The sequence below is a fragment of the Candidatus Rokuibacteriota bacterium genome, from assembly GCA_030647435.1.
Lineage (GTDB): Bacteria > Methylomirabilota > Methylomirabilia > Rokubacteriales > CSP1-6 > AR37.
The window spans coordinates 1-19,739 of record JAUSJX010000168.1; the positions used below are offsets into that span (position 1 = coordinate 1).

Below are 19,739 nucleotides of genomic sequence, written 5' to 3' on the forward strand. Positions count from 1 at the left end.
TGGTGGCCTCGCGGCTCGCGGATCAGCCCACGCCGATGCCGTGGCTGGGCGGCACGTCGCTGCGCATCCGCTTCGCGTGATTCCGCCCCCGGGGGCCCCCAGTGTTAGTCTTTCCCCGCACCGTGGAAATCGAGGCTAGGCGCCGCGTCAGCCCAGCTCAAGACGTGGCGCAATTCCTGGGTAAACGAAAGGGGCTAGCGGCTCCTGCGTCCGCTAACCCCTCGTCGTTGCTGGTTGCGGGGGCCCGCAACCACTTGCCGGCAAACAGGTCACTCGACTTCCGCTTCGAGGTAACGGCCTAAGCCACAGTTCGCCCGACAGAGCCTTCGTCGCTCCAACGGGTGGGACCCGCGGTCCTCGCGAGAGCTTCGCCCGGCCATGTGGAGCCGCTCCACCAGGCCTCCGCCCGAGCCCCGTATCCCGGCGCCCATACAGCCGCGGCCGCTCCTTGCCACTCCCTCCGCCGCAAGCTATAGTCGGCCCGCGTCCACAGCTAAAGGAGTGCGTCGGCATGGCCCGTCCGCGATCGGCGGTATACGCAGTCGAGGGCGAGTCCAGGCGCCTCGGGATCCACCTTGATTGGGTCACCGGGCGGCGCCACCGCCACCACCTGCACGAGACCGTCCTGCAGCGCGCACTCAGGCACGCGGCGGTCTGGCAGGGAGGTCTCACCAAGCCGCCAGCCCCACACCTTCCGCCACTCGTTCGCGACGCATCCTCTCGAGGACGGCCACGACATCCGCATGCTCCAGGAGCTGCTGGGGCACCGCGACGCCAGCACACCATGATCTACACGCACGTCCGGAACCGCAGGCCCGCCACCGTCCGGAGCACGGCAGACCGGATGTTCGGCCCATGAGCCGCCTGGCGGCCTTGCGGGGTATATGCAGCGGGATAGGCTGCAGCGCCCTGCAGCCTATCCGGAGAGGCGAGGGTCGCTCCGGACACGGGCAAAGGGCGGCAACGAAAGGGCCGGGCGCTGTTCGACGCGGTAGCCCCTCGACCGGTAGACGCGGCAGGGGCTCGCAGGGGTTGCCCTATGACGCAGGTCAGCCTATCCAGTGGCCGAATTGTAGTTAGACCTCTTTAGGAGGGAGCATCAGAGTGTCAGGGGCACCTGGGAAGGTTCATGTCGCTGTTGACTGCGGCCACTGCGACGCCACCGTAAAGGCAGAGGTCCTTGCAACCCACGAAGCGAAATACTTCGATGATCGCGTCATGATCGAACTCCCGGACCACCGCGTCTCGTTGGCCGTTTGTCCCGCGTGTCACGAAGCGGTCATAGCCCGCGAAACCTGGCAAGGTGAAGGCGATCACGGCGAATCGCTGTGGGGTAAGGCCACGCGTGTTTGGCCCCGGGCGGAACGCGAGACGAACGCAATGATTCCCGATATCGTGCGGATCTCTCTTGAGGAAGCGCAACGCTGCCACAAGGCTGCAGCCTATACCGCTTGCGCCGTTATGTGCGGTCGTGCCCTGGAGGCCGTGTGTATCCACTTTGGAACAAAGGATCGACATCTGGCGAAGGCGTTACCGGAGCTTCGGGACCGCAGACTAATCGACGAACGGCTATTCAATTGGGGAGACGAACTCCGCAAGCACAGAAATGTGGCAGCTCACGCGACGGAGGACAGAATATCTCGCGACGACGCGACGGACTTGTTTGAGTTCTTAACCGCTATATGCGAGTACGTATTTGTTCTAACGCAAAGGTTCGAATCGTTTATGGCCAGGAAGACTTCTGGCGCCGCAGCGCAGAAGGACGGGACTCGTGGCCGTGGGGGACGCAAAGGTCGTGAGGTCTAACTCTACGCTGGAGCGGACGCGCTTCGCGCGCCGCTCAGCGTAACCGTCAGGCGCTGTCCACAATCATTTCTTTCTGGACCGTCACCAAGCGGAACCGCGGCACGTATCGAAATGCGGGGTTTGCGCTCGGCACCTTGAGAAGGTTTTTGGACTCAGGCGCAGGCGCCTACTAGATCTGGGCGTATTGACAAGCGAGAGGCGCAAGCCTAGCATGCCCGCCATCCCAACTTTCCCCACGAGGAGGCACCCTATGAGAACGCTGGTCAGCCTCGTTATGTCCGCCCTCATCGTTCTGTCCGCCTCGATGGCCTGGGCGCAGGCGTTGCCCTCGGCCCGGCCGGATCAGGTGGGTCTCTCTTCGGAACGCCTGGACCGCATTGGCGCGGTCTTGCGGAGCGAGATCGAAAAGGGCAAGTTCCCCGGCGCGGTCGCCGTGGTCGCCCGCAAGGGCCGGATCGTGTACTTCGAGAGCTTTGGCTCTCGGGACAAGGCGGCCGGTGCTCCGATGGGCAAGGACGCGATCTTTCGCATCTACTCGATGACGAAACCGCTCGTCACGGTGGGGGCGATGGTGCTGGTGGAGGAGGGGCGGCTCGTTCTCACCGACCCGGTCTCGAAGTATCTCCCGCCGTTCGCGAAGCTCCAGGTGAGTGCGTTGAAGTTCGACCCGATCAACGGCCGGGTGACCTACACGATGGTGCCTGCCGAGCGGGAAATGACAATTCAGGACCTGCTCCGGCACACCTCCGGCTTGGTGTACGGCGAGATCACGGTAAACGCGCCAGTGAAGGAGGCATACACGAAGGCCGGAGTGTATCAGCCGGATGGCTTCCCGTTCGACGCGAGGGATATGACCCCCGCCGAGCAGGTCGAGCGCCTGGCGAAGGCGCCGCTCGCCCACCAGCCCGGGACGGTCTGGGAGTACAGTTTATCCTCGGACGTGCTCGGCCGGGTGGTCGAGGCGGCCTCCGGGATGACGCTCGGTCGGTTCCTCGAGGAGCGCCTGTTCCAACCGCTCAAGATGACGGACTCCGGCTTCTTCGTTCCCGCGGCCAAGCTCGGACGGGTGGCCCAGGCGCTGCCGGGTTGGCCGGTCAAGCTCCTCGACGTCACGGCGCCGCCGAAGAACGACTCGGGCGGAGCAGGTGGCGTGTCGACGGCCGCCGACTACCTGCGCTTTTCCCAAATGCTGCTGAATGGTGGGCAGCTCGATCGCGTGCGGGTGCTGAGCCCGAGTACCGTGAGACTCATGACCTCGGATCACCTCGCCAGGATCACCGTCGGGGTCACGCCCACGCCGACACCGGGCGAGCTGCTGCTCGGGACGCTTGGCTACACCTTCGGGCTGGGCTTCGCCGTCCGGCAAGGGGATGGCGTGGCCGGGACGCCCGGGTCGGCCGGCGAGTACATGTGGGCTGGCTTCGGCGGCACCTATTTCTGGGTTGATCCGAAGCAGGAGCTGGTCGGCATCTTCATGACCCAAGCGCCGAGCCCGGAACGAGCGTACTACCGGAAGCTCTTCAAGCAGCTTGTCTACCAGGCGATCGTCGAGTAGACCCTCAGCCCGGGAGTGCCGGCCCCGAGCGGCGCAGGCGGGGCCGGCGCTCCCTTCCTCATGACAAAGCGCGGCGTTGTTCGTCTCACGTGCGTCGAGGTTGACTTCGCGCGCCTGCGAGAGAACTTCCACGCTGATTCCGTACCAGTTCAAAATCCCTAAGGAACCGGCGGCGCGGACTCTTCACTTCGCGCGCATGTGACGGACGAGCCCTGGGCGATCACAAAGAAAGCAATGAGGACCGGCACTACAGCCTGGCCTCCGCGTACACGGCACGGTTCAGCCCGCGCAGATGCCGCAGCACTTCCTCCAGTTCGATCACATCCGCACTGATCATCTCCATATCGAACAGGTTCACCCGGTGCGGCACCTCGGCGCGGTCGGCGACGCACTCCTCGGGAATGATCACCCGGTAGTCGTATGAGAAGGCGTCGTCGACGGTCGCCCGGACGCAGCCGGAGGTGACCATGCCGGTGATGATCAGCGTGTCGACGTTGTGGTAGGTCAGCATGCTGTGGAGTTGCGTGCCGAAGAAAGCGCTCGGCTTCCCCTTGACGATCACGGGCTCGTCGGGACGTGGGGCGATCTCGGGCGGGATCTCGACGGACTCATGGGCGGCGGGGTCGTCGTCCTGGCCGAAGATGCCGGGGCAGGAGTCGAACCAGCGGCCGGCCTCGGTGCGGTTCTTGAACGGCACCATCTTGGTGAAGAAGATTGGCAACCCGACCGGCCGGGCCACCGCGAGCAACTGCGCAATCCCCCGTAGCGCCACCTGCCCCATCTTCGCGCTCCCCAACGCGAACCGGTCCTCGGTGAAGGCGCGGGTCATGTCGACGACGGCGATGCCGACCTTGCGGCCCCAGCCGATGGGATGGCCGAAGCCGGCCTTGCGATACATGGCGAGGTCGCTGTCTGGGATGACGTCGGGGACGTACGCGCTCTTCCGGTCCAGCTTCCAGTCGGACATTGCGACTCCTCGAACAACGGTCAGGCCGCACCCGGCGCGGGGTCGGCCGGATGCTGCTCGTGCCAGCGGGTGGCCTGCTGATACGCCTCCCCCACCCGTAAGATGGTCGCCTCGTCGAATGGCTTCCCGACGAGCTGCAGGCCGACGGGGAGCCCGTCCGCGAACCCGCACGGCACGGACAGCGCGGGCAGCCCGGTCAGGTTCCAGGGGTACGTGTAACGCCAGCAAGCGTGGAGCACGTGCTCGGGCTGGCCGGCGATCTCGACGTGGCTCTGCGAGACCTCCCAGCCGCACAAGGGCAATGTCGGCGTCGCGAGGACGTCGACGCCGGCGAAGGCGGCGCGCACCTCATCGATCAGCACCCGGCGCAGGCACTGAGCCTTGAGGAAGTCGGTAGCGAAGATGAACTTCCCGGCGTCCATGAGGGCGCGCACCTCTGGGGTGTACCGGGCACGCCGGTCGGGCTGCCGCAGATACGTGTCGTGCCAGGCGGTGACCGACGCCATCTCGGTCACGAGGATGGCGCCGAGGGCGCCGGCCATGTGGGGGATGGAGACCTCCTTCACCCGCGCGCCGGCCCCCTCGAGATCGCGCAAGGCCTGGCGGACGACAGGCTCGACGCGAGACTCCATCCGGTCCCAGAAGTGCTCGCACGGCACGCCGACGCGCAGGCCGCGGATGCCCTTCTTCAACGAGGCGAGGTAGTCGCCGACGGGCATGTCGGCCGAGCCGGGATCGCGCGGGTCGAAGCCGGCGATCACCCGGAGCGTCAACGCGGCGTCCTCGACCCGCCGGGTCAACAGCCCGGCGTTGTCCAGAGACCAGGTGTGGGGCATAACGCCGGCCTTCGAGACGCGGCCGTAGGTGGCCTTCAACCCGACGACGCCCGAGAGTCCGGCGGGGATCCGGATGGACCCGCCAGTATCCGACCCCATGGCCATGAAGCACATTCCGGCGGCCACGGCGGCTCCGGAGCCGCCGGACGACAGGCCGGGGTTGCGCCGCACGTCCCAGGGGTTCCGCACAGGCGGGAAGTCGACGCCCCAGGCGGCCTCGCTCATCACGGTCTTGCCGAGGAGCACGGCGCCGGCGTCGCGCAAGAGCGCCCAGGCCGTCGAGTCCGACGACGGCATCCGGTCGATGAAGACCTGGGAGCCGTTGCGGGTGGGGACGCCGACGGTGTCGTAGTTGTCCTTGATGCCGATGGGGATGCCGTGCAGGGGGCCTCGGTAGCGGCCGGCCGATATGTTGCGCTCGGCGACCCGGGCGGCCTCGAGCGCCCCCTCGGTATCGACGGAGACGAAGGCGTGCACGGCGCGGTCGACCTTCTCGATCCGGTCGAGACAGGCCTGGGTCAGCTCAACGGGCGAGACGGCCCGCGACTCGACGGCGCTCGCGGCGTCGGCCAGAGATCGCCAGGGCCACTCGGCAGCGCTCATCTCACGCCTCCCAGGGGTCGACGTGAAAGGTGAGGATCGGCTCGACGTCGTCGGGCAAGTCCAGATCACGGAGCTTCTGGATGTCCTCCATCATCCCCTCGAGGATCGACGCGACCTGTTTGAGATCCGCTTCTGGCAGCGGGTAGCCGGCCAGTTCGGCCACGTGCTTGAGCGGCGGCAACGTCATCAGTACCACCCCCTGGTTGTTTTGGCCCCGAGCATCTCATCGTAGACGTCGATGCGGCGGTCGCGGAGCACCTGGTTGTACTCGGTCCAGTTGCGCTTGCGGCGGGCGTCGGCGAGGTTGGCCTCGGCGTAGAGAATTTCCTCCTTGTCGGGGCTGGCGGGGCCGGCGATGGGCCAGCCCGTATACGACGCGATGAGGCTCTGGCCGATGAAGGGCTGCTCCCGCTCGGTGCCGACCCGGTCGGCGGCGGCGACGAAGACGGAGTTGACGTGGGCGGCGGCCATGACGAGGATGTTGGCCATCGCCTCTCGGTTCTTCGCCTGCCCGGGGATGGGGACCCAGTTGGTGGGGATGCAGACGATATCGGCGCCCTGCAGGGCGCAGAGCCGATAGCTCTCGGGGAACCAGCCGTCGTAGCAGATGAAGGTCCCGATACGACCTATTGGCGTCTTGAAGACGGGGAAGCCGAGGTTGCCCGGCTCGAAGAAGAGGTTCTCCTCGTTCCAGAGGTGGTTCTTCCGGAACTTCCCGACGAAGCCTGATGGCCCGATGACGACGGCGGCGTTGTAGAGGACCTGCCCGTACCGCTCGGCGATGCCGGCGACCAGGTGGAGACCGTGCTTGCGGGCGACCTCGATCCAGGCCTGGCAGGTGGGGCCGTCCGGGATCTCCTCGGCCAGCGCGAAGGCCTCCTCGCGGGAGTCGAACACGTATCCCGAATTGCACAGCTCGGGCAGCACGATGAGGCTGGCGCCCGCGCCGACGGCCTCCTCGATCCGCTCGACGCTCCGGCGGACGTTCCGCTCCTTCTCTCCGACGACCGGCGCCATCTGGACGCAGGCGATCTTCACGACCGCCTCGTCGCGTCCCTTTCGATCGCTCATAGACACCCCCACCGTTCGCATTGTGCCCGAAACGGAGTTATAGTGCCGTGGACACTTTGATGGCCGCTCGGTGGCAAGGCATACTCACCGTCACAACGCTCCTGGCCGCGGCGCTGGCCGCGAGCCCGTTTGTTCTCGGTGAGTACGCGCAGCAGATCCTCGCCCAGGCGTTCTTCTTCGCGATCGCGGCGATCACGGTCGATCTCCTCTGGGGCTATACGGGCGTCCTGACGTTCGGCCAGTCGGCGTTCTTCGGCATCGGCGTCTACACGGTGGCCCTCGCGCTCGCCTACTACATCGAGGGGCCGCTTGCGACGGCGGGGGCGATCGTCGTGGCGATGGCGGCGGCGGCGCTGATGGGCGCAGGGGTCGGGTGGCTCGCCTTCTTCGACCGCGCGTCGCCGATCTACGCGGCGATCGTGACGCTGGCACTCCCGGTGGTCTTCACGCAGATCATCCTCTCCGGCGGCGCGTACACGGGGTCGAGCAGCGGGCTGCCGATCCCGGCGCCGTTCCTTTCGGTCGAGCAGTGGTTCTGGATCTCGGGGGGGCTCCTCCTCCTCGTGGCGGTCGGCGCCTACGTGCTCGTCACGAGCGACGCGGGGCGGATCCTGGTCGCGATCCGCGAGAACGAGGACCGCTGCCGGTACCTGGGGCTCCGGACCTCGCGCCTTAAGATCGGCCTGATGGCAGTCTGCAGCGCGGTGGCGGCGCTGGCCGGCGCTTTCTACGTGCTCTTCGGGACCGTCGCGGCTCACAACTACGGCGACTTCATCTTCGGGACGGAGATGGTCGTCTGGACGGCGCTGGGCGGCCGCGGGACGCTGGTCGGCCCGATCCTCGGCACGATCGGCATCAACTACGTCTCGGCGGTCCTCGGCGGCAACCTCCCTTTCGTCTGGCTCCTCTTCGTCGGCTTCGCGTTCGTGCTGGTCGTCGTCTACCTTCCACAGGGGCTCGTGCCGGCGCTCGTCAGTGGCGTGTCGCGGCTCGTCCGTTCGCTCGCGGAGACGCGGAGGCCGGTTCTCGCCCGCCCGGCGGTGCACGCCGCCTCGCTGCGCGCCCTTCCCAGAGCGAACGGCGCGGCCACCACCGCGAGCGAGGACGGGCCGGTCCTCGAGTTGCGTGGCGTGTCGAAGCGGTTCGGGAGCCTGCAGGTGCTCGAAGGGGTGAACCTCGAGGCGAGACGGGGCGAGGTCGTGGGGATCGTCGGGCCGAACGGCGCCGGCAAGACCACACTCCTCCGCTGCATCGCGGACGGCCGCGAGCAGTCGAGCGGCGAGGTGCGGGTGGGCGGCCGTCGGATCGACGGCCTGCCGCCGCAAGAGTGCGTGGCGCTGGGCGTGGGCCGGAAGTTCCAGACGCCGAACGTCTTCGACGCCCTGACGGTCCTCGACTGCCTGCGCGTGGCGCGCGCCTACCGGACGCCGGCGTCGCCCTGGCGGCGCTCCCGGACGCTGGAGCTGCCGGAGCCGGCCCTCCACGCGGTCGAGGTCTCGGGGCTCCTGCCGCTCCTGAACGAGCCGGCCGGCCACCTCTCGCACGGGGCGAAGCAGGCCCTGGAGCTTGCGATGGTGCTCGCGCTCGAGCCGACGGTGCTCCTCCTCGACGAGCCGACGGCGGGGCTCACGCGCGACGAGCGGGCGGCGATCGGCAGCGTGCTGCGGGAGCTGGCCCGGAGCCACCGGCTCTGCCTGCTCCTCATCGAGCACGACCTCGACTTCGTCCGCGAGATCAGCACGCGGCTCGTGGTGCTTCACCAGGGGAAGATCCTCCTCGATGGCCCGCTCGCGGAGGTGGCCGACTCGGAGCTGGTCCGGACGATCTACATCGGCGGCAAGCCATGATCGCCATCCAGGCCCTCGAGGGGGGCTACGGCGAGTCGCCGGTTCTCCGCGGCGTCGCCCTCGACGTCCCGCGCGGAGAGATCTTCGCCATCCTCGGGAAGAACGGGATGGGGAAGACGACGCTCCTCAAGACGATCATGGGGCTCCTGCCGGCCAAGAAAGGCCGCGTGGAGCTTCTCGGGCAGGACGTCACCGGATGGCCGCCCTACCGCATCACGCGCCTCGGGGTGAGCTACGTCCCCCAGGAGAAGGCGATCTTCCAGGACCTGACGGTGGAGGAGAACCTCCGCCTCGCGCTGCGAGACGGGGCCAGTTTCGACGCGCGGCTCGAGATGATCGCGCGCTGGTTCCCGGTCTTGAAGGCGCGGCTGCAACAGCGCGCGGGGACGCTCTCGGGGGGGGAGCAGAAGATGCTCCTCATCGGACGGGCGCTCCTCACCCGCCCGCGTCTGGTCCTCGTTGACGAGATCACCGAAGGGCTTCAACCCGCCATGATCACGAGGCTCACAGAGGTCCTGGCGGAGGAGGGGCGGGCGCACGGCCTCACGGTCGTGCTCGTGGAGCAGAACGTCGGGTTCGCGCTGGCGCTGGCGGACCGCTATGCCGTCCTAAAGGGGGGGACGGTCGTCGAGACCGGGCGCGCCAGCGATGCCGGCGCGCGGGAGCACGTCGAACGAAACCTGGTCATCTAGAACCGTAAGGGGGAACAGCCATGCGGAAGAGTTCGAGAACACTCGTGGCCCTGGAACTGATGCTGGGGCTCGCCACGCTATCGGGTGGCACGGCGCAGTCGGCCGAGAAGCAGCCAATCGTCATCGCCGTGCCGGTCGGCCTCTCCGGCGTAAACAGCGTCGTGGCGCCGGCCGTCGTGCAGTCGGCGGAACTGGCGGTCGAGGAGCTGAACGCCAAGGGCGGCATCATGGGGCGGCCGGTGAAGCTGATGCCGCTCGACGACGAAAGCGGCCCGGCCGGTGCCGTGAAAGCGTTCAACACGGCGATCCGGCAGCACAAGGCCGACGCGATCATCACCATGGAGACGAGCGCGGCGCGCAACGCGGGCGCCCCGATCGCCGACCGCGCGAAGACGCTCTTCATCTACACCTCCTTCTACGAGGGGCGTGCCTGCGGGAAGTACCTCTACGTCAACGCCTGGGTGCCCGAGCAGATCGTGCCGCCGCTCGTGAAGTTCATGACCGACGAGAAGAAAGTCAAGAAGTGGTTCGTGCTCGGCAGCGACTACGCCTTCGGGCGCGGGTTGATCGAGCCGGCCAAGAAGACGATCACGGAACTGGGCGGCACGATCCTCGGCGAGGAGTACCAGCCGCTCCAGCAGTCCGACTGGACGGCGATCATCAGCAAGATCCGCGCGGCCAACCCGGACGGCATCATGTACGCCACCTCGGGCGGCGGGCCGAACATCGACTTCATGAAGCAGTTCAAGGCGGCCGGCTTGAAGATGCCGGTCGGGAGCCTCTCGATCGACGAGCTGACGGCCGAGCAGGGCGGCAACGCGGCCGAGGGGGTCTACTACACCGGCGACTACTTCACCGGCATCGACAACGCCGAGAACAAGACCTTCCTCGAGGCAATGAAGAAGAAGTTCGGGACCAATCTCAAGACGCCGAACTCGCTCTCCGAGCCGGAGTACGACGGCATCCATGCGTACGCCATGGCGGTCGAGAAGGCGAAGAGCACCGACGCGGACAAGGTAGCGGCGGTGCTGCCGACGATCGTCTTCAAGGGGCCGCGGGGACCGGTGCAGATGAACAAGCAGCACCACGCGCCGCTGCCGGTCTACCTCGCCCAGGTGCAGGCGGACGGGAAGACCAAGATCATCAAGAGCTTCGGGCTCGTCGATCCGGGCAACCAGTGCCCGAACCTCAAGTAAACGGAAACGGAAAGAGCTGACCCCGGGGGAGGCCGATCGCCATGTACACCACGCAGCTGCTCGACGTCGTCACGACGGCCGGTGTGCTGTACATCGTGGCGGTCGGCCTCCTCGTCGTCTACGGGGTCCTCAAGATCATCAACCTCGCCCACGGGGCGTTCCTCGCCATGGGTGCCTATGCGGGGGTCCTCACGACCTGGGCCGGCTGGAACCCCTGGACGGCGCTGCTCCTGGCGGCGGTCATGGGGGTGGCGGTCGCGGCGCTGGTCGAGTGGCGGGTCCTGCGCGCGCTCTACGCGCGGCCGCTCGATACGATCCTCGCCACTTGGGGCCTCAACATCATCGTCGTGCAGATCCTCACACTCTACTTCGGGCGCGAGATCCACTTCGCCGAGAGCGCGATCGCGCAGCCGATCAGCGTGGCCGGCGTGACCTACTCCCAGTACCGGCTCGTCCTCCTCCTGATCGCGGTGGCCCTCGGCGTCCTCGTCTGGCTCGTGATGCAACGGACGCAGATCGGGGTCGTCGCCCAGGCGGTGATCATGAACGAGGAGTTGGCGCAGGCGCTCGGCATCAACACGCGACTCGTCCGGTTCGTCACCTTCTGCCTCGGCGCGGGCCTGGCGAGCCTGGCCGGCGCGCTCCTCACCCCACTCGTGAGCGTGCACCCCAACCTCGGCGTCCCCTGGCTCATCAACGCCTTCATGCTCGTCCTGGTGGCGGGGGTGTCGCTCGGCAACCTCGCGCTCGCCGCGCTGGTCCTGGGCGGCGCGCAGGTGCTGGTCAGCTCCTACGGGAACCCGGTCCTCGGCAGTCTCACCATCGTCATCCTCGCCGTCATCATCCTTCGGTTCCGGACGATCACGATCTAAGGGACGAGCCGTTACGGGTCGAATCGGCAGGTAAGTGGAAGCCGCTCGCCAGCGCTCCAACGGCGCGCGCGAACGGCGCGTCGGGATCGTCATCTCGGATCCCGGCGAGCCGGGCCAGGGTCAGGGAGAAGAGAAAATCGGGATCACAGACGTGCCCTAGGAAACGTTCGACGACCTCGACCTCGTCTTCGGTTGCACAGAGCGCCCTCAGGTCGCGACCGATAGGCCCCCGCCGTTTCAATCGCTCTCGCTCTAGTTTGACTGGCGTCGCGGCCTGAATCAGGCTCATAACCCAAAGGTCGCTGGTTCAAATCCAGCCCGCGCAACCACCGAAGTCGACCGCCTGCGCGAGAGGCTGACAAGCGGCGTTTCAACGAAGCGATCCGGTGTCTCCCTTAGAGCCTAACGTTCACGCTCGGCCGCCGGTGCGCGAGCATCGCGAGCGCCCGGTCCCGCCGCAGCGTGGGGTTAGCCGATCGTGTTTGATGGGGCTCGGCGCGCTGATGCCGAGTCGGACGGTTAGCAACAGATCCGTCACGGCCTATACCTGACGCAACCACGTACGGACAGCGTCGGCAACCGCCGCGGGCTGCTCAATCGGCGGCAAATGGCCGCAGTCGTCGAGGACGACGAGGTTGGCTCGCGGCATCCGGGCCGCCATCAGGGACCCGTGTGCGATCTCGGCGAAATCATCCTCACGGCCCCAGATCAACAGTGTCGGGCAGTCGATGCCCGCCAGATTGCCTCGCCGGTCATGCCGTCCGAGGAGCGTTGCGTTCTGTTGCAGGAATACCGCGGGACCGAGTCGCCGGGCCATTCTCCGAAACGCGGCGCCGGCCACCGGCCCGTTCGGACCACGAGCGTACACTGTCCTCTGTGCCAACTCCTCGACGACCGCCTCGAACTCGCCAGCCTCCACTCGGCCACCAAGCCGGCTGGCCGCCTCGGGATGTCCATGCGGTCCCGGGTTGCAACCCATCAGCCACAGCCCGAGCACGCGGGTTGGAGCTGTAACCGCAACCTCGAGCGCTAGGCTAGCACCATACGACGTACCAGCAAGTACGAACCGCGCTGGTGCCCGCCGAAGCACCGCGGCAGCGCTCTCGGCCATGTCTGCCTCAGCAACAACAAGCGGCAGTGACTCCACAAAATCCCCGAGGGCAGCGATCTGCGCCCGATAGAGATCTTCATCGCAGAGCATCGCCGGCAGCAAGACGAGGTGTCGTGGGCTTTGGTCTGCCATTGATCTTCGCGACCTGCCGACTACCGGTCGGCATCAGCCGCGCGCGCGAGCGCGTCGGCTGGATGTCGTTGTTCGGCAGCTCTCATCCTGTGCAGCGAACCCGATCCGAGCAGACTCATGCCTCCTTTACACGCACAGTCAACCGACCACCCGGCCGCACGTCACTCCGTGAAATCTGGATATCCGCCAGACGCTCGACCCTAACGTCGGCCTCTCCGAGTTCGGCCTGAGAATGTGTCGCCGCAACGGCAACTACACGCATTCCAGCCGCATGCGCCGCGCGAATGCCTGCGGGAGCGTCCTCGACGACTACGCATTTCTCGGGCCTCACATCTAGTTTCGCTGCGGCTAGGAGCGTGTCGGTGAAATCATCGCGAACCGGACGGACAGCGGTGACGGCATGAGGCGTCCGCGATCACGAGGGCCCCGGGTCGAACCGGAGCGCGTACGGATCGTCCCTCCCGGCTCAGGCATAGGCGAACTGCGGGCCGCGCCGCCAGCGGCGCATCGCGTCCGCCCCGGTCCGCCAGAGTTTGACGAGATTGTGGACCGCGCAGACCAGCTGGAACTCGCCCTTCACACCCTCCACGCCGCGCAACGAGAAGCGACGGAAGCCGCGGCCCTTGATCTGGCCGATGACCGGTTCGACGGTGATCTTCCGCTGCGCGTAGATCGCCCGGCCGCGCGTCGTGCGCAGTCGCCGGCGCATCCGGTCCGCCACACTCAGCCCCGTCGGAATCCGCCCGCGCGGCGGCCCACTGGGCGGCGCCCCGTGGCGATCCCGCGCCACGGCGATGTACGCCTCGATCGGCTCGGCGGCTCGCCCTTCCACGCCCTGCACGTTGGCTTCGGAGAAGTACCCGCTATCCGCGATCATCCCGGTCGGCACGCCGATATTCGCGATCACCTGGTCGACCATGGGCTGCAGCTGTTGCTTGTCGTTGGGCGCTTGCACCACGTCCCCGGCCACGATCAACTGACTCCCCACCGTGACCGCGACCTGGGCGTTGTAGCACTGCTGGAACCCGTCGGCGGTCTTCATGATCCGCGACTCGGGGTCCGTGAAGTTGCGCTGAGCCTTCGGCGCCGGCCGCGCGGCCTCGGGGGTCGCCTTCCCTTCCGCACGGGCGTGCGCGCGGGCCTCAGCTTCCAGCGCCTGCTGGGCCGCCTCGATCTGCGCCACGTGGCCCTGCTTCTCCGCCGCCAGCTCCCGCTTGCGCGCGGCCTCGACCCGGGCTTTGGCCTCGCGCAACCGCTGCGGCCGCGTCGCGGGATCCTGCAGCGCCACCGGCAACTCGTCCCCCCGCCGCCCACGCCCGTACTGCGCGTCCTCGGCCCGGTCGAGCGACTCCGCCTCCTCCAGCAACCGCTGGATCTCGGCCTGCAGCACCGCCTGGCGCTCCGGCATCCGCGCATAGCTCATCGCCTTGTGCTTGGAGGCGTTGGCCCGGATCTTCGTCCCGTCGAGCGCCAGGCGCCCCAGCTTCAACACCCCGGCTTCCTGGGCGATCCGCAGGGTCTCCAGAAACAGCGTCGTGAACGCCGTCAGATGCGTCCGGCGAAACGTGCAGATCGTGTCGTGGTCGGGGCAGGCATCGGCCGTGAGGTACATGAAGGCCAGATCCTCCCGGCACCGCCGCTCGATCTGCCGCGAACTGGTCAGCCCCTGGCTGTAGGCGTAGAGGAGCAGCGCCGTCATCATCCGCGGATCGTACGGGGGCTGCCCCCGATCTTCGGGATAGGCATCGAGGATCGGCTGCAGGGTCAGGGTCGGCAGCACATCGAGCAGAAACACGGCGAGATGGTCGTCCCCCAGGTAGTCCCGCTTGGAGGCCGGCAACAAGGCCGTCTGCTCCGGACTCCAGGGCCGAAACACCTTCGAGGGGCTGCCGCCGCGCGGCGGCGTGGCGGGCCGCACGGCCGGTGCCTCCCCGCTGATCAGCGGGGTCTGCTCGAACATCGCGGGCTCGCCTCGCGTCGTTGTTTTCATGATTCCACTACAGCAGAGTTTTCAGTCCGAGCGGAGAGAAATTCTCCGACAAGCTCCTAGCAAGTAGGCCTCTGGGTTGGGTTTGCCGCGCTTGACATCATCCGCCGTGATGAGGACCAAGGGCATTGGTAAGCTTGTGTGCCTCAACCGAGTCATGGCGGTATTTCTCGTTCCCGAAGTCGCGATCGCCCACGCATCCGGTGGGAGCGAGTGCACGAGCGGAGCGGCGCCTTCGACCGCCGTCACACCATCAGTATCGAACGCCTCGTTGGCGTCCAGGCGAGCGCCTTCCTCCTCGGCAGGCAGATGCGGCGCAACGAGGCGAATAGTGTCCACCGTTGGCCTTCCATGCGCGATGCGCATGATCTCGTCCAGATCCAGATGATTTTTCGCTGCCCACCGTCGCCAATGGTGCTCCACGCACGCGGCCGAGTCCACCAGGACTCCGTCGAGATCAAACAGCACCGCGTCGCACTCCAAGTGTGTCATCAGCATCGAGTGGCCGTCAGGACTGCCGAACGTTCGCGGTGAGCGGCCGCGGCGAGCGAATGCGAGCCAGCGGTCCGCTCCACTGCGCTGTTCGGCGGGGCGCTATCCCCGCCGCGCCCATGCGACTCTCGCTCCTTCCCGCCTTGAGCCAACTCAGTGAACGATGAAGTCCCGTATCGCTGCCATGGCGCGCTCGAGTGCATCAACGAGTACTGTGTGCCCACACCCCGGAAAGCGCTCGAAACGAACCAAATGCGCCGGCAGAGCCGCGGCGATATCCGCCTGACACTCGATCGGCGTCATCGGGTCTTCCTCCCCGCCTAACACGAGGGCCGGACATTGCACCTGCGGAAGGGCCTGGAAGAAGTTGAACGTGTGACCTTCGCCACCGGGCCGTGTGAACCAACGCGTGACCTCGGGATGCCGGACGGCACGTCGGATCACGTCCGGATCGCGTGGTGTCCGACTGTAGACAGGGAAGGCCAAGCGGACCCAGGCCTCGAGCGTGGCTCCGTCAGTGTGCCCGTCGAGGAACCGCCGGCGGGCCAGGGCGCCGACCTCCGGTCCGCCGAAGCGCTCGAACAGCGCAACTCGACGCTCTCGATACGTCCCGCCGGCGGCCTCGGTGTTCCCGAGAATCAGCTTGGCGGGGTGAGCCGGATGGCGGGTGGCATACGCCAGGGCAACCGTCCCACCAAACGACATGCCCAGGACGATCGGACGCACGATTCCGAGCACCTCGCAGAAGGCGCGCACGTCGTCGCCCCACTGGGCCAAGGTCCAACTCTCCTGGGGGCCAGGATCGCTCCGGCCGTTCCCGCGCTGGTCCACGAACACGACCTGGGCGATATCGGCTAGGGACGAGAGCGACGGTTTATAGATCGAGTGGTCAAATCCGGGACCACCGTGGAGGAGAACGATCGTCGGCTTCTCCCGCATGGCGGGGCCGTCGGGCACCAGGCTGGAGCCCTCAACATCAAAGAAGAGCCGCACACCATTGACGAGCACCCGCATGCGATTACCTCATGGCCCTTCCGCCGCCGAACGGTCACGCTCAGCGGCCAGGGCGAGCACCACGAGTCCCGGTCCGCTGCAGCGCGAAGTTGGACAGCTCGTCGTCATCGAAGTGGCGCCTTGCATCGATAGCAGTATCGCGGGAACCAGCCCTGCGGCAACGGGAATCGGCACGCCGGGCTGCACCAGGCAAACATCGCCACGAGGAGACCGGGCGTGACGAGGGTCGCAGCGCCCACTAGGCAGAGCACCGTTTGGGCGTGGGTAGTGGCGGCGAGGAGCCCGTAGCCAGCCACCGCGAAGCCGACCGGGATCAACGCTGACGTGAGAATGTAGAGCCGGGTGGCAGATCTTCCACGCTTCCGAATCTCGCGTAGCTCCTCAGGCGAGTACTCCATCGTTCATTGGCCGCTGTCTGTCCAACGCCCAGCATCACCTGCGGGCGAAGCCCGTCAGGTGTATGCCGGAGTTAGACCTCACGTTCCGGCCCGAAGTCTTCCGGATCTGGCCGACCAGCTCGAAGCCTCTCCAGGCGCTTTTCTCTGGCAGCGAGCCCGTCACGGAGCACATAAAGCAGGGCAACACCGCCCGTCATCGGCGCTATCACATCGAATGTCAGGGTCTGCTTGAGATAGAAACTGTCTACCCGGCTCAGAACAGCGGCCAGGGCCCGCAGCGCCTCGTCCACATGGTTTCGGCTGGCGCTCGCCAACGGCTTGGCGCCTTTGCGAAGAGCGTTGGCGAGATCCCGATGTGCGATATGCCGGTTGCGCCAGTCGCGGGCAAACTGTGTCTTCGACCGCGCTTCGCTCAGTAGCTCCTCCAGTTGCTTGCGCAGGCCTGGGTCGTCGACTAAAGAGGGCAACCGCGACAGCGTGAGGTTCTCTCTGCCTGCCGAGCGTGGCGGGTCGGTGAGTCGTGCCAAGTGCAGCAGTGTATCTTCCCAAAAGGTGTCCCGAACCATTCGGAAGAAAAGGCCGGCGGTACGGTTGAGCAGCTCTACTCTCGCTGGTGTCTTGCCGTAGAGCTCCTTGTATTCGTGCCACTTCGCATGAAGCCACGCGACCTCGTTCCAGAGAGCATTGTAGACGGATCCGAGGCGTGGCCCCATTGAGGCTAGGTGTTCCTCACGAACTTCGTCTGCCGTCAGGTTCTTCGCCATTGCCTCCCTCTGGTCGTGAGGTCTAAGGCTCCAATTGAGCGGCGCGCCGCTAACCTCGATTTAGGCGCAAAATTGGGGTCCAGTTGTTGAGCCATGGGGTGAAGTCTCTCTTCCGATTGACGTACTCTCCGTGGGCAAGAAGAAGCTGATCTGTCTTCCGCGTGCCGCGAGTCTCCCAGCAGCGTCGGCCTTCGGTGACCCAAAGGTAGGTGTGGACCTTTTTGTCGCGTCCGTGGATTGACGTTAGCCGTCTTGCCAGTTCGCGCGGCGGCACGATGACGAAATCAACGGTTCGATTGGCAAACCCCTGAAGAACGAAGACCCAATAGTCCGCTGGCGACTTGGCGAGCTTGCTCCGGTCGATAGTCCACCACCCGCACGCCCTGAGCTGTTTCTGAAAAGCCGGCTCCATGTGTGTCGCGAGGAAGTCCTTCGAGAACTTCACTTGGAGAGACAGGGCCCGCCGACTGCGACGATCCGTGACGAGAAGGTCAACTCCTATGTCTTTGGACGGTACCCAAACATTGGTTCGTCGAAAACGCCGCTCGATTTCCGACGCAACTAGGTACTCGCCCGCGTGAATGCTGAACAGTGGTCTCACACATTACCTCTCTGAATATTGCGCCATCTAACGCCGCGGTGAGCGGCGCGCGGAGCGCGTCCGCTCGACTGCGAAGTTATGCGTCGCGCTTGGCCAGCGAATCTGCCCACCCGACGAGTTCGGCGAGCGCTTCTGAAATCGCACGGCCCGTAATCATGAGGCCGCTTCCGTTATGCCAGATGTGATGGTTGAACGCGCCACTCATCGAAGCCTTGAGAGGATAGTATTGGTTTGCGGGTTCATGATGCATGTCGTCCATGACCAGCAACCTTGTCGGGCTGACTGGGAAGCTTACGATAACACCGGGCGTCCTAAGTCCGAAAACAGTCTCGGTCTGGTGTTGAATGCCCACCGGCTTGTCGGTGGTAACGAAGGTGTCGCGTTCCGAGGCAACCATCGACCAGCGCTTCTCAAGTAGTATTTCGGCTAGATGGACTGCCTCCGATCGGACCAAGTGCGTGAAGAAGCGATGATGGTCGTTCCTTCCCCAGGCACGATAGGCATGCCACTGACTCGCATCGAGCGGGTAGATGGCGCCACCAATCTCTACAGAGTCGACATCCGGGGTCCCGTCTGGCCTTCTGGGCATCTCCTCATAGAAGGCCACGAGGCTCCGGTGTATCTCCTCAACTACTATCAGGGTGTGGGGATGGCGGAGGTGCATGACCGCAACGAAGAGAGACACTCCTTTGCGAACGGATGGGTCGCTGAGGTCGACACAGTCGGCTGCCAGCGATGGCCAGAGGCCGCCGAGGGTGTGCTCGAGACTCGAAAGCTGGTTCTCTAGGTCCCAGGTGCGTTGTCCCACCTCACTCAGAGGCGAGTACAAGTATCGTTGCGCGCAGATGCTTGGAATGCTGGTGAGCGTCTCGTCGCCGTCAGCCTCGTCCTTAGAGAAGACCCAGACTTTAGCGTGATCCATGCCGCGAGTCTGCGGTGTCGCGAAGTGCCGCAAGTAAAACTGTGGCACCCAGTGCTGGTTCTTCGGCTGGTTCACTGGCGGAAGCTAGAACGCATAACTACAATTCGGCCACTGGATAGGCTGACCTGCGTAATAGGGCAACCCCTGCGAGCCCCTGCCGCGTCTACCGCTCGGGGGGCTTCCGCGTCGAACAGCGCCCGGCCCTTTCGTTGCCGCCCTTTGCCCGTGTCCGGAGCGACCCTCGCCGCTCCGGATAGACTGCAGGGCGCTGCGCCCTATCCGGCTACATATACCCCGCAAGGCCGCCAGGCGGCTCATGGGCCGAACATCCGGTCTGCCGTGCTCCGGACGGTGGCGGGCCTGCGGTTCCTGACGGGCGTGTAGATCATGGTGTGCTGACGTCGCGGTGCCCCAGCAGCTCCTGGAGCGTGCGGATGTCGTGGCCGTCCTCGAGGGGATGCGTCGCGAACGAGTGGCGGAGGGTGTGGGGCTGGCGCGCTTGGGGAGACCTCCCTGCCAGACCGCCGCGTGCCTGAGTGCGCGCCGCAGGACGGTCTCGTGCAGGTGGTGGCGGTGGCGCTGCCCGGTGACCCAATCAAGGTGGATCCCGGGGCGTCTGGACTCGCCCTCGACTGCGTATACCGCCGATCGCGGACGGGCCATATCGACGCGCTCCTTTAGCTGTGGACGCGGGCCGACTATAGCTTGCGGCGGACGGAGTGGCAAGGAGCGGCCGCGGCTGTATGGGCGCCGGGATACGGGGCTCGGGCGGAGGCCTGGTGGAGCGGCTCCACAGGGCCGGGCGAAGCTCTCGCGAGGACCGCGGGTCCCACCCGTTGGAGCGACGAAGGCCCTGTCGGGCGAACTGTGGCT

General features: G+C 66.2%; 17 protein-coding genes and 3 pseudogenes. 6 read left to right on the forward strand and 14 right to left on the reverse strand.

What is annotated here, in order from left to right; all coding sequences use genetic code 11:
* Window positions 1–683: 683 nt before the first annotated feature.
* Window positions 684–859 (forward strand): annotated as a pseudogene (locus Q7W02_28340) (tyrosine-type recombinase/integrase).
* Between the two features lie 248 nt (window positions 860–1,107).
* Here Q7W02_28340 and Q7W02_28345 read toward each other — a convergent pair.
* Window positions 1,108–1,317, reverse strand: a complete 210-nt coding sequence (locus tag Q7W02_28345) for a hypothetical protein (GenBank protein MDO8480037.1) — start codon at window positions 1,315–1,317, stop codon at window positions 1,108–1,110.
* A gap of 739 nt (window positions 1,318–2,056) precedes the next feature.
* Between Q7W02_28345 and Q7W02_28350 the strand changes: the two genes are divergently transcribed.
* A complete protein-coding gene (locus Q7W02_28350; protein ID MDO8480038.1) occupies window positions 2,057–3,361 on the forward strand; it encodes a serine hydrolase domain-containing protein in 1,305 nt (434 codons plus the stop codon).
* Between the two features lie 247 nt (window positions 3,362–3,608).
* Here the strand turns inward: Q7W02_28350 and Q7W02_28355 are convergent, their stop codons facing one another.
* Genes Q7W02_28355 through Q7W02_28370 form a run of 4 tightly spaced genes read right to left on the reverse strand, consistent with a single transcriptional unit; the run spans window position 3,609 to window position 6,838 of the window.
* On the reverse strand, window positions 3,609–4,328 hold the full coding sequence (locus tag Q7W02_28355; protein MDO8480039.1) for an isochorismatase family protein: 720 nt from the start codon (window positions 4,326–4,328) through the stop codon (window positions 3,609–3,611).
* A gap of 20 nt (window positions 4,329–4,348) precedes the next feature.
* Complete coding sequence (locus tag Q7W02_28360) at window positions 4,349–5,767, reverse strand: amidase (GenBank protein ID MDO8480040.1); 1,419 nt, start codon at window positions 5,765–5,767, stop codon at window positions 4,349–4,351.
* A 1-nt stretch (window position 5,768) separates the two neighbouring features.
* On the reverse strand, window positions 5,769–5,954 hold the full coding sequence (locus Q7W02_28365; protein MDO8480041.1) for a hypothetical protein: 186 nt from the start codon (window positions 5,952–5,954) through the stop codon (window positions 5,769–5,771).
* Window positions 5,954–6,838: a nitrilase family protein gene (locus Q7W02_28370; protein ID MDO8480042.1), complete on the reverse strand. Its 885-nt coding sequence runs from the start codon at window positions 6,836–6,838 to the stop codon at window positions 5,954–5,956. The genes Q7W02_28365 and Q7W02_28370 overlap by 1 nt, the downstream gene beginning before the upstream one ends.
* Before the next feature lie 59 nt (window positions 6,839–6,897).
* Here Q7W02_28370 and Q7W02_28375 point away from each other — a divergent pair, with 59 nt between their 5' ends.
* From Q7W02_28375 to Q7W02_28390, 4 genes are read left to right on the forward strand one after another with little or no spacing between them, the layout of a single operon-like run.
* Window positions 6,898–8,685, forward strand: coding sequence for a branched-chain amino acid ABC transporter ATP-binding protein/permease (locus Q7W02_28375; GenBank protein ID MDO8480043.1), 1,788 nt, complete (start codon window positions 6,898–6,900; stop codon window positions 8,683–8,685).
* On the forward strand, window positions 8,682–9,377 hold the full coding sequence (locus Q7W02_28380) for an ABC transporter ATP-binding protein (protein ID MDO8480044.1): 696 nt from the start codon (window positions 8,682–8,684) through the stop codon (window positions 9,375–9,377). The genes Q7W02_28375 and Q7W02_28380 overlap by 4 nt, the downstream gene beginning before the upstream one ends.
* A gap of 59 nt (window positions 9,378–9,436) precedes the next feature.
* A complete protein-coding gene (locus Q7W02_28385) occupies window positions 9,437–10,573 on the forward strand; it encodes a substrate-binding protein (GenBank protein MDO8480045.1) in 1,137 nt (378 codons plus the stop codon).
* 41 nt (window positions 10,574–10,614) lie between these two features.
* Window positions 10,615–11,445 carry a branched-chain amino acid ABC transporter permease gene (locus Q7W02_28390; protein MDO8480046.1) on the forward strand — a complete coding sequence of 277 codons (831 nt, stop codon included), beginning with the start codon at window positions 10,615–10,617 and terminating at the stop codon, window positions 11,443–11,445.
* Here the strand turns inward: Q7W02_28390 and Q7W02_28395 are convergent.
* From Q7W02_28395 to Q7W02_28435, 9 genes and pseudogenes are all read right to left on the reverse strand, one after another.
* Complete coding sequence (locus Q7W02_28395; GenBank protein MDO8480047.1) at window positions 11,435–11,734, reverse strand: hypothetical protein; 300 nt, start codon at window positions 11,732–11,734, stop codon at window positions 11,435–11,437. The two genes, Q7W02_28390 and Q7W02_28395, sit on opposite strands and share 11 nt — an antisense overlap.
* Before the next feature lie 252 nt (window positions 11,735–11,986).
* Window positions 11,987–12,658: an alpha/beta hydrolase gene (locus Q7W02_28400; GenBank protein ID MDO8480048.1), complete on the reverse strand. Its 672-nt coding sequence runs from the start codon at window positions 12,656–12,658 to the stop codon at window positions 11,987–11,989.
* Between the two features lie 145 nt (window positions 12,659–12,803).
* A pseudogene (locus Q7W02_28405) lies at window positions 12,804–13,031 on the reverse strand (HAD-IA family hydrolase).
* Between the two features lie 123 nt (window positions 13,032–13,154).
* Window positions 13,155–14,648, reverse strand: coding sequence for an IS1182 family transposase (locus Q7W02_28410; GenBank protein MDO8480049.1), 1,494 nt, complete (start codon window positions 14,646–14,648; stop codon window positions 13,155–13,157).
* A 51-nt stretch (window positions 14,649–14,699) separates the two neighbouring features.
* Entirely contained in the window at window positions 14,700–15,143 is a 444-nt protein-coding gene (locus Q7W02_28415; protein MDO8480050.1) for an HAD hydrolase-like protein, read from the reverse strand.
* Between the two features lie 177 nt (window positions 15,144–15,320).
* Entirely contained in the window at window positions 15,321–16,181 is an 861-nt protein-coding gene (locus Q7W02_28420) for an alpha/beta hydrolase (GenBank protein MDO8480051.1), read from the reverse strand.
* Between the two features lie 469 nt (window positions 16,182–16,650).
* Window positions 16,651–17,343 carry a hypothetical protein gene (locus Q7W02_28425; GenBank protein MDO8480052.1) on the reverse strand — a complete coding sequence of 231 codons (693 nt, stop codon included), beginning with the start codon at window positions 17,341–17,343 and terminating at the stop codon, window positions 16,651–16,653.
* A 677-nt stretch (window positions 17,344–18,020) separates the two neighbouring features.
* A complete protein-coding gene (locus Q7W02_28430) occupies window positions 18,021–18,914 on the reverse strand; it encodes a DUF4238 domain-containing protein (protein ID MDO8480053.1) in 894 nt (297 codons plus the stop codon).
* 266 nt (window positions 18,915–19,180) lie between these two features.
* Window positions 19,181–19,371 (reverse strand): annotated as a pseudogene (locus Q7W02_28435) (tyrosine-type recombinase/integrase).
* Between the last annotated feature and the right edge of the window lie 368 nt (window positions 19,372–19,739).